The 9,018-nt window shown below is 39.4% G+C and carries 10 protein-coding genes; 6 read left to right on the forward strand and 4 right to left on the reverse strand.

Going from position 1 to position 9,018, the window contains the following annotated elements:
- The first annotated feature begins 205 nt into the window (after nt 1–205).
- Nucleotides 206–622 carry a hypothetical protein gene (locus QMA00_RS17935; protein ID WP_076922287.1) on the forward strand — a complete coding sequence of 139 codons (417 nt, stop codon included), beginning with the start codon at nt 206–208 and terminating at the stop codon, nt 620–622.
- Between the two features lie 328 nt (nt 623–950).
- Here the strand turns inward: QMA00_RS17935 and QMA00_RS17940 are convergent, their stop codons facing one another.
- Nucleotides 951–1,349, reverse strand: a complete 399-nt coding sequence (locus QMA00_RS17940; protein ID WP_076922286.1) for a hypothetical protein — start codon at nt 1,347–1,349, stop codon at nt 951–953.
- 181 nt (nt 1,350–1,530) lie between these two features.
- Here QMA00_RS17940 and QMA00_RS17945 point away from each other — a divergent pair, with 181 nt between their 5' ends.
- The gene (locus QMA00_RS17945; RefSeq protein ID WP_036982438.1) at nt 1,531–2,034 is read left to right on the forward strand and encodes an Mpo1-like protein; all 504 of its coding nucleotides are present in this window, start codon (nt 1,531–1,533) and stop codon (nt 2,032–2,034) included.
- Nucleotides 2,035–2,059: 25 nt separating this feature from the next.
- On the forward strand, nt 2,060–2,851 hold the full coding sequence (locus QMA00_RS17950; protein ID WP_076922285.1) for an SDR family oxidoreductase: 792 nt from the start codon (nt 2,060–2,062) through the stop codon (nt 2,849–2,851).
- A 155-nt stretch (nt 2,852–3,006) separates the two neighbouring features.
- Here QMA00_RS17950 and QMA00_RS17955 read toward each other — a convergent pair whose 3' ends face one another.
- The 3 genes from QMA00_RS17955 to QMA00_RS17965 form a co-directional block, all read right to left on the reverse strand.
- Nucleotides 3,007–3,552 (reverse strand): hypothetical protein, encoded by a 546-nt coding sequence (locus tag QMA00_RS17955; protein ID WP_076922284.1) that lies wholly within the window; start codon nt 3,550–3,552, stop codon nt 3,007–3,009.
- A 297-nt stretch (nt 3,553–3,849) separates the two neighbouring features.
- Nucleotides 3,850–4,029, reverse strand: a complete 180-nt coding sequence (locus QMA00_RS17960; protein WP_024603117.1) for a DUF6435 family protein — start codon at nt 4,027–4,029, stop codon at nt 3,850–3,852.
- A gap of 92 nt (nt 4,030–4,121) precedes the next feature.
- Nucleotides 4,122–5,282, reverse strand: coding sequence for a PQQ-dependent sugar dehydrogenase (locus QMA00_RS17965; RefSeq protein WP_076922283.1), 1,161 nt, complete (start codon nt 5,280–5,282; stop codon nt 4,122–4,124).
- Between the two features lie 355 nt (nt 5,283–5,637).
- Between QMA00_RS17965 and QMA00_RS17970 the strand changes: the two genes are divergently transcribed.
- The 3 genes from QMA00_RS17970 to QMA00_RS17980 all read left to right on the forward strand — a co-directional run bounded on the left by QMA00_RS17970 (nt 5,638) and on the right by QMA00_RS17980 (nt 8,957).
- Nucleotides 5,638–6,681 carry an FAD-binding oxidoreductase gene (locus QMA00_RS17970; RefSeq protein WP_076922282.1) on the forward strand — a complete coding sequence of 348 codons (1,044 nt, stop codon included), beginning with the start codon at nt 5,638–5,640 and terminating at the stop codon, nt 6,679–6,681.
- Complete coding sequence (locus tag QMA00_RS17975) at nt 6,678–7,730, forward strand: acyl-CoA desaturase (protein ID WP_076922281.1); 1,053 nt, start codon at nt 6,678–6,680, stop codon at nt 7,728–7,730. Before QMA00_RS17970 ends, QMA00_RS17975 begins: the two co-directional genes overlap by 4 nt.
- Nucleotides 7,731–7,955: 225 nt before the next feature.
- Nucleotides 7,956–8,957 carry a branched-chain amino acid aminotransferase gene (locus tag QMA00_RS17980; RefSeq protein ID WP_288369064.1) on the forward strand — a complete coding sequence of 334 codons (1,002 nt, stop codon included), beginning with the start codon at nt 7,956–7,958 and terminating at the stop codon, nt 8,955–8,957.
- Nucleotides 8,958–9,018: the final 61 nt, after the last annotated feature.

Genomic DNA, 9,018 nt, shown 5'->3' on the forward strand with positions numbered 1-9,018 from the left:
CCACTAGGTTACAAACCTCGCGCCGCGATTAAACCGCCCCTAGTTTGAACAAATTGTAATCCGCAAAGGTCAACAGGCCCTAAAGAGTGAAAGCGAAGCGAAAAAATATAAGTTGGTATTAAAGTTGCTGTAGTTATTCACATACAAGTATCTAAGTGAAAATAGTTAAAGATAGATATTTTAACGCAAAAATGGATTTGAGCTGATGACATCAATAACCTTTAAAAATCAATATAGTACTTATGTTAGTACAATAAATAAACCGGCAAAAGCTGACGAAGTAGCGGCAACTTCTGGCCCTGCGGCAACAGCTAAAACCAACGATAGCGAACAAACACAAATCGCAAGCACTAAGCCACAAGAAAAAAGCTTTTTAGAAAATGCGCAAGAGGCGCTTATTTATCAACGATTAGGGGTTGATAAAGAAAAAATTGCTGAGTTAAAAGCAGCAATCGATGCATTGGCAGAAAAACTTCAAGAGCAAGGTGCTGATATAGAGACCATTAAAGAGCAGCTTGCAGAGTTACAAAAAATGCTAGAGCAAGAATACGAAAAAGGCACTGATCGAATGGTCATGCAACCTACGCATGAAAATGGCAAGCTTGTAACCGCGTTAGCTTAGATAACGACACGTTGCAAGCTCATTTACTTCTGATTTTAAATAGATTTTAAGAATTATGCACAAATAGGGCAAAGAGACGCTGCGCTTTTAGAGCAGTGATCTAAAGCATATTTTTTATGGCTTCTCATTCAATTCTCTCAGCTCATACTGTTTTTTATGATCAATTTACAAAGAGGGCGAAGAGACGCTGCGATTTTAGAGTAAGCGGCTGAAATAAATTTATCTTTTCCTGCTCATTTACTCCTCATTCGCTTCTCTGTGTTCAAATAGGGTTTAGTGAATTATGCACAAAGAGGGCGAAGAGGCGTTGCGCTTTTAGAGCAGTGATCTAAACCATAACTTTCATCTGCAACCAAAAAACCAAGCTTGGGCATATAAAAAGTATCAACATGCCTACACTAAGCAAGTTGCCTTTACAGAGATTAAAATCATCAAAAATTCTCTGCCACTTATATTTAAATAAATACCTACCCACAAAAATATCTAAACTAAGCATTATCATTAGCCACACTAAGCCTAATTTAAAACAATCTAGGTAATTTGTAGGGGTAACCCATGGCAGGGCTAACCAAGTTATAGCAAAAATAATGGCGATGCCTGAGAATAAACTAAGTGTTTTAGCGCGTCGTTGCCCATATAATCGATGCAGAACTCGCACCCGAATGTTGCCATTAATTTTCTCGCCTAAAGCAAGTAATAAGCCTATGGCTAGGGCTTTTAATAACATGATGATTTCCTTAAATTACAAAGGCCAACAGTTAAACATTTATTTCAAATAGTTTACATCAATACCCAATTACAGAGCCATTAGTTAGCCTTTTAATTTATAACCATCGGTATTTGTTGTTATTGTGCGCACTTTTTTATAAGGTGAATTTTGCTTATAAAAATAACAACGGGATCAACCGATGAAAACTCTACAACAACAACTTGGCCAGTATGGCTTGTATCATCGTTCAAAGCGTAACGTATTAACTCATTTTTTTGGTATTCCACTCATTGTGTTTGCCGCTTTATGCTTACTCGCCCGAATTGAAATCCCTATTGCTAATTTTAGCATTGATGGCGCGCAAATTTTTGTATTAGCCTCTGTGGTTTACTATTTTATGTTGAGCTTTTCGCTTGGTTTAATCATGGGAATTATTTTCACTTTATTACTGGTAGCTGCACAACCAATTGCTGCTATGGCTTTGGTGCCATGGTTAGCAATTGGAGTTGGGGTGTTTGTATTTGGCTGGGTATTACAATTTATTGGTCATTATTTTGAAGGTAAAAAGCCCGCATTTGTTGATGATTTAGTTGGCTTAATTATTGGCCCTTTGTATGTCACTGTTGAGCTGTTGTTTTTGATGGGCTTTTATAAAAATTTAGAACAGCAAGTGAATGAAATAGCGGGCCCAACTAAAGCATAATCAGTTAATAAATATAAGGTAAACCATGGATTATAATAATAAAACAGTGTGGATAACCGGCGCATCATCAGGTATTGGTGAAGAACTTGCAAAACAATTTGCAGAGCAAGGTGCAAAGGTTATTTTATCAGCGCGAAATATCGATAAACTCAACCAAGTAAAAGACAAGTTAAAAGGCGAGGGGCATCGTGTTATTCCCCTTGATTTATCAAAGCCCGAAACTGTACTGCAGGATGTTTCAGCACAAATAGACAGTTTAGGCCCGATTGATATTTTAATAAATAACGGCGGTGTATCACAACGTAGCTTATTTTTAGAAAACGACTTTAAAGTGTATCGCCAACTTATGGAAGTAAACTACTTTGGCTTAATTGCACTCACTAAAGCGGTATTACCTTCAATGGTAGCGCGTAAAAGCGGCTCTGTAGTGGCTATTAGTAGTGTGGCAGGCAAAGTAGGATCTAAGTTCAGAACCGGATATTCAGGCAGTAAATACGCTGTAGTAGGCTTTATGGATTGCTTACGCGCCGAAGTCGCGCAGCACAACATACATTGCTTAACTATTTGCCCAGGCTCCATTAAAACGGCTATTGCCCATAACTCATTAAACGAGCAGGGAGAGGCACAAAATAAGCCTGAACCCTCTATAGAAAATGGTATGAACGTTAATGTGGCCGCGTCAAAAATGATCACCGCAATTTACAATAAAAAAGACGAAGTAGTGGTTGGCCAAGGGTTAAGTGGTTGGGCACCGTTTATAAAACGGTTTTTCCCTAGTTTATTTAATCGCTTAACCGCCAAGGTAGAATATAAATAGGCTGAGAATTAGTGAACTGTTAGCAAAAATTTAAGTTAAATTTGTGCCGACAGTGTACTGCTATTTTTTAAATAATGGAGACGTTAAAGTTAATGATGCATAGTGTTAAGCTAAGAGTATCTTTATCTGTAACTTTCCTTTTAGATAACAATTCGTTACGAGACTTTTACTGCTGACTCTTTTGATTTATTGAAGATCACAATAGAAAATATAACTTCTGTTATGCCGCCAACAAAAGCACCAATGACGAAGTTAGCATTTAATAATATACAAACTACTCCCGCTAGCATAAGCACAGCACCTAAAAGCCAATAAACTTTTACACCATATAAAGTATTAAAAATTAAATAACGCACACCTATTGCCAACAGCATTATTGGATAAAACCATTGCAGATGCAGCTTAGAAACATAGAAGGCGAGGAAAAAACCAACAAATAAAATAACGGTACTTTCTAAAGCAAGTTTGCCTAATGGGTTTGTGGAGTCATGTTGTCCAGGGCGCTTAAGTACTTTTGATAGCAACATAGCCAGCGGGTGTATAAACATACCACCAATAAACAGGGTAAGCATACTCGCTTTAGTTGAGTACAGTACTGCAATTAAACCAGCACAACACCAAACTAACCCAGAAATAACAACACCTGTTGCGCCACCAAAATAGGCGAGATCCATGTCTTTTTGTGCTTGCTTAAATTCCATAAATACCCCGTGACCTAAAAGTGGATATCCCTCAAACAGAGGAAAGTAATTATTGGTTAATAATTCCACTAATTAACTTTAATGTAAACAACTGATTATGCGAGAAATAAAATGGCTTTTGAATGTCGCACCAATAGGGCTGTAATAACGTGATGGGGGAAATGCAAAGTGAACTTATAAGAAGTGTATTTAATTTTACTTAGTTGGGTAAATGTTTATCGAAGTTATTTAGTCGGGGAAATACAAACCCCGTACTGTTAATGCGGGGGATAGGCTTAAACTTATTAGGTTTAATGTTTACTGGGCCTTTTTGGCTTCGAGCGCTTCTATTTCATTCCAAATTTTTTCAGCCTCGTCGGTTAACATCGCATAGCTTTTAATATCGCCTTTTCTTTGCGCTTGCATGCCTTGTTCTAATTTTGCGTCGTATTCTTTACGTAATTTTTTGATTGGATCTGGCTTTAAAAATGAAAACATCAACACCCTCGTTGTTTATTAGCTAATTACAGTAACAATACGCAGTGAAGGCGCAAAAAGTTTGCTGTTACTGTAATTAGCTTATTAAAAGATTATTGTGGATCAAGGCGCATAATGCCTTGGCCGTCCAATCCTAAGTAAATAGTGCCATCATCACTTTGTGCTAGACTGCGAATACGACCAATGCCTTCCAGTAATTTACTTTGTTTAACGACATTGCCATCTGCTATTTCAAGTACGCTAATAAACGCGTATTTCATTGAAGCGAGTAAAAATTTTCCTTTAAGCTCAGGATACTTGTCACCTTTTACGAGCAGCATGTCTGAAGGAGCAATAGAGGGTGTCCATTGTAATGTGGGCGCTTGCATGCCTGATTTTTCGGTTAAATCGGTAAACGAGGTGCCACTGTAGTTAATACCATAGCTTACCACTGGCCAGCCGTAGTTAGTTTTAGGCTTAATCATATTAAGCTCATCGCCGCCACGGGGGCCGTGTTCGTGTGCCCAAAATACATTATTTTCACCATCGAACCACATGCCTTGTGGGTTACGATGCCCGTAAGACCAAATCGCTGATTTTGCGTCTTTTTGGTTTACAAATGGGTTGTCGGTTGGAATTTTACCATCGTCGTGTAAACGATAAATTTTACCGCCATCGCGGCTTAAATCTTGTGGGTTAATATCTCGCGAGCCGCGATCGCCAATCGAAAAATACACATAATTTTGGTTATCAAACACAATGCGGCTGCCGTAGTGCTGGCCTTTTTTAGAATTATGCTCGCCTTTGTATAATTGTTGTGGCTCGCGTAATTGGCTGTGATCGTTACTTAATTTTACGCGCATAAGTGCGGTGTTACTGCCAGCACCGTCACCTTCACTGCTTGAGTAAGTGATATACAGCCATTGATTATTAGCAAAATCAGGATGCAGCTCTAAATCAAGTAGGCCGCCTTGGCCGTTGGCATCAATTTTAGGTAGCCCAGAAATTTTAGTTAAGCTGGTGGTATTTTTACGCAATAAATATAAGGTGCCATTGCGCTCGGTTATTAATAAATCACCGTTTGGTAGAGCCTCAATAGCCCAGGGAATAGAAACCCCTTGGGCAACAGTGACCGGTTTTACATTAAGCGCTAATTTATCCAGTTCTTTAAAATCAACTGCATGAGCACTAAGGCTGGTAAGCGCCGAAAGTGCCAATGCAAAACTGGCTGTGGCGAGTGTAGAAAATTTTTTACGCGTTGTTACTTTGTTCATAATGGCTTCCAAAATTAACTAAATTTTAACTACCTTAGCACGCTATTAATCACAGTGTTAAGTATTTGGGATGTATGAAATTACACGCTATTTAACCGCTTTAATGTTGGTTTTTAGCTTAATGAGCTCTCAGGTGTTTAACTAACTTTACGGGTATAGGAATTAAATACCGCTTTAAAAAAATTGAATAATTACTCTATTAGGGTTGGAATTTAAAAATTCGAGCGTACACTTGTGCGCTGAAAGTTGAGCTTACACGTGTAGGCTCAAATATTTAAAGCCCAGCACATGTGTTTGCGTGAATTCGCTTAACACAAAGTGATGGGTAGTCGATTTAAGTAGAGAATTAATAACCATGCTAACTTCGGTATTAGACCAATTTTCAAAATGGTTTTTACACCATCAAAGCTTTGCCGCTTACATAGAGCCTTTAATACAGGTCGTTAAACCTGCATGGCGAGCCGGCTTTTTTCGTGCGCAAATTGTTGATGTACACGCGTTGAGTGGTCAGTTTTTAAGTGTAACGCTTAAACCCAATAAACAGTGGCGTGCCCACATTGCGGGCCAGCATATTAGTTTAACGCTTGAGCTCAACGGGCGTTTGCTTACCCGTGTATTTACGCTTGCTTGCAGCCCCGCGCAATACAAAGCAACCGGATTGCTGCGAGTTTTAATTAAAACCAATGAGCAAGGACGTTTTACAGCTCAGTTGCAAAGCACATTAAAGGCGCCGTCGTGGTGTAATATTTCTGCGCCAAGTGGCGACTTTGTATTTAAAAGCTGGCATAAAGCCAGCACCTTTGTTGCTGGTGGCTCGGGTATTACACCTATGCTGGCAATGCTTAGCCAGCAATTAGCAAATACTCAGCACACCATCAAATTACTGTATTTTGCAAAAGCTAATGAGCATCAATGCGTTGAAGAACTTGCCACATTAGCAGAGCGTTATGCGCATTTTTCTTACTTGTTACTCACTCGCGATATGAGCCCGCAATTAACTACGCATATAAACATCGATGACAATCCTGATATTTACTGCTGTGGGCCAGCAGCGTTTATGCAAAAAATTGCACATTTTGCAAACCAGCATCATTTAACCTATTACCAAGAAGCCTTTAGCCTTGCATTGCCAAGCTTAAATGATGACAGTCAATTTACTGTAAAAATTAATAATGATCACCACGACGTAGCAGCGAATGAGGTGTTGTTAACTCAGTTTGAGGCAAAAAAACTACCTGTGCAGCGAGGGTGTGGCATTGGTATTTGTCATCAATGCCAGTGCATTAAAAAAACGGGCGTGGTGCGCAATTTAAAAACCGGTGAGTTATCAGATAACGGCGAGCAGTTAATTCAACTGTGTGTTAGCCAAGCGGTCAGTGATTTGGAGTTACAGCTATGACAACCATAAATTATCAACAATTAGCCGAAGATTTAGATGGCATAAAAATGTCGACGCTTGCCAAAGTAGGGCAAAAGGATGCTAATTATATACGCTCTATTGTCCGCAAGCAGCGACTGTGCGAAATAGGTGGGCGCATTTTATTAATGCTTGGTTTTATTCAGCCCTTACTTTGGGTGGCGGGTGTGTTATTACTGGCTTTGGCTAAAATTCTCGACAACATGGAAATTGGCCACAATGTAATGCATGGTCAATACGATTGGATGAACGACAAACAGCTTAACTCTAAAACATACGAGTGGGATATAGCCTGCGACGGCCAAAGTTGGAACCGAGTACACAATTTTGAGCACCATACTTACACTAATATTATTGGCAAAGACCGCGATTTTGGTTATGGCTTATTAAGATTAAGTAATGATTTTAAATGGCGTTTAAAAAATACTTGGCAGTTTATTACCTATTTAAATTTAAGTGTGCTATTTCAGTGGGGCGTGTCGTACCATGAGCTGGTGGGTGAGCGTGTGTTTATAGGTAAAAAGAAGCCAAACCGCAAAGGGGCTGTAGCGCATAGTACGTTAAAAAAACGCTTTTTTAGTAAAGGGGCGCGCCAATTAATTAAAGACTATGTGCTGTTTCCACTTTTAGCGGGGCCTCTTTTTTTATGGGTGCTAAGCGGTAACTTATTAGCGAACCTAATTCGTAATTTATGGACATCAACCATTATTTTTTGTGGCCATTTTACCGAGCAAACGCATACCTTTTACGAGCAAGATTGTGAAAACGAAAGTCAAGGTCAGTGGTATTATCGCCAAGCGCTTGGGTCGTCAAACATTAAAGGGGCGCGTTGGTTTCATATTTTAACGGGGCATTTAAGTTTTCAAATTGAACACCATTTATTTCCAGACTTGCCATCGTCACGCTACCAAGAAATAGCACCACAAGTGCAAGCTGCTTTTCAAAAGCAGGGCATTGCATACAACACCGGCGGTTTTTTTCACCAATATACCTCTGTGTTAAAACGTATATTTCGTTATTCATTTAAATAGAGGTTAATAAAATAGCCGCTACTATAATGTATGCATTAAATAATCGGCTAATCTTAAATTGTTAGCTGATTATTGCATTAAAGAGTTAGCAAGTGCTTTTTTGATTAAATAATCATCAGTACATGCAAAAAATTCGTCTAATTAATTTAAAAACACCCTGTTTTGCTATGGTTAAATAGTAGCGGGTTGTCATACAATGGAGAAAAATAGACCACACAAGAGAGAATAAAAATGGCCGCATTTGGTACTGTGTTTATGCCGCAGATGATTCAAGCTAAGTTTTCTGACAATCAGTGGGGCGAAAGCTCAATTGTTCCTTGCGATAAGCTTGAGTTGCATGCAGGTGCACACGTTCTTCATTATTCAAGTACATGTTTTGAAGGTTTAAAAGCCTTTCGCCATGAAGATGGTTCGGTAAATATTTTTAGAATGGATGCAAACATTGCACGTATGCAGCAAAGTTCTGAATTATTAAGTTTACCAGCGGTTGATGGCGAGATGCTAAAAACAATGATCATCGATATTGTTCGTGAATACGCCGATGAAACGCCGCTTCCTCCTGGTTCTATGTATATTCGCCCAACGCACATTGGTACTGAAGCTGCCATTGGCAAAGCGGCTGCGCCTTCAATGAGTTCACTGCTTTACACTTTATTATCGCCAGTGGGTGACTACTTTTCAGGTGGCGCTACCGCGTTACGTGTTTTATTAGAAGAAGACGGCATGCGCTGTGCCCCGCATATGGGTATGATCAAAAGTGGTGGTAACTACGCCAGTGCATTAGGGCCAATTTCAGCAGCGCGCACTAAATACAAAGCGGATCAAATTTTATTTTGCCCAGGTGGCGATGTGCAAGAAACCGGCGCGGCCAACTTTATATTAATTGATGGCAACGAAATAATTACTAAAGCACTCGATAGCACCTTTTTACATGGTGTTACTCGTAATAGTATTTTAACCATTGCGAAAGATTTAGGAATGACGGTAAGCGAGCGTAACTTTACCGTAACTGAGCTTTTAGAGCGTGCAGCAAAACCAGGTACTGAAGCAGCACTGTCAGGCACTGCAGCAGTATTAACCCCAGTAGGTACGTTTATCCATAACGATAAAGAATACAAAGTGGGTAATGGTGAACCAGGACCAACAACAGCACGTTTACGCCAAGCATTGAACGATATTCAATGGGGTAAAAGTGAAGATACACACGGTTGGTTAACTAAAATCTAATCGGGTTCTAGGGTCTGTTGACCTTTGCGGATTAAAATTTGTTCAAACTAGGGGCGGTTTA

Origin of the sequence: Pseudoalteromonas sp. APC 3694 (genome assembly GCF_030407565.1) — a bacterium.
In the GTDB taxonomy this organism is placed as follows: Bacteria; Pseudomonadota; Gammaproteobacteria; order Enterobacterales; family Alteromonadaceae; genus Pseudoalteromonas; species Pseudoalteromonas tetraodonis.

Bases quoted from the DNA above. Each gene is read 5' to 3' on its own strand.
- QMA00_RS17950 (WP_076922285.1), top strand. From the start codon at position 2,060: ATGGATTATAATAATAAAACAGTGTGGATAACCGGCGCATCATCAGGT.
- QMA00_RS17965 (WP_076922283.1), bottom strand. From the start codon at position 5,282: ATGAACAAAGTAACAACGCGTAAAAAATTTTCTACACTCGCCACAGCC.
- QMA00_RS17955 (WP_076922284.1), bottom strand. From the start codon at position 3,552: ATGGAATTTAAGCAAGCACAAAAAGACATGGATCTCGCCTATTTTGGT.
- QMA00_RS17960 (WP_024603117.1), bottom strand. From the start codon at position 4,029: ATGTTTTCATTTTTAAAGCCAGATCCAATCAAAAAATTACGTAAAGAA.
- QMA00_RS17945 (WP_036982438.1), top strand. From the start codon at position 1,531: ATGAAAACTCTACAACAACAACTTGGCCAGTATGGCTTGTATCATCGT.
- QMA00_RS17970 (WP_076922282.1), top strand. From the start codon at position 5,638: ATGCTAACTTCGGTATTAGACCAATTTTCAAAATGGTTTTTACACCAT.
- QMA00_RS17940 (WP_076922286.1), bottom strand. From the start codon at position 1,349: ATGTTATTAAAAGCCCTAGCCATAGGCTTATTACTTGCTTTAGGCGAG.
- QMA00_RS17935 (WP_076922287.1), top strand. From the start codon at position 206: ATGACATCAATAACCTTTAAAAATCAATATAGTACTTATGTTAGTACA.
- QMA00_RS17975 (WP_076922281.1), top strand. From the start codon at position 6,678: ATGACAACCATAAATTATCAACAATTAGCCGAAGATTTAGATGGCATA.